General features: G+C 63.4%; 1 pseudogene. It reads right to left on the bottom strand.

The window, feature by feature from the left end:
• Positions 1 to 175 (bottom strand): annotated as a pseudogene (locus ACTFO6_RS18925) (stress response kinase A); the annotation flags it as partial.
• Positions 176 to 265 lie beyond the last annotated feature (90 nt).

Below are 265 nucleotides of genomic sequence, written 5' to 3' on the forward strand. Positions count from 1 at the left end.
GACGGTAGAACTTGGCCACTAACGGTGGCCCCCCTTCGATGCCGATCTGATAGACCCGATTCTCGTAGCTGTTGAGCGCCAGCAGTCGCCCGTCGCAGCGGTAGCCGAGGCGCTCCACCGCATCGAGGATGAGCTCCGGCGTAAGCCGAGCATAGGGATGGGACGCTTGCGCCATGCCCACGATTGTAGAGCACACGGCTCCCCGCGATGGGCGTTTGCGCCTGCGGCATAATGGGATTATGGATGCGACTCTAGCCGCCCTGCG

This window comes from Pelomicrobium sp. G1 (assembly GCF_051905455.1).
GTDB lineage: Bacteria > Pseudomonadota > Gammaproteobacteria > Burkholderiales > UBA6910 > Pelomicrobium.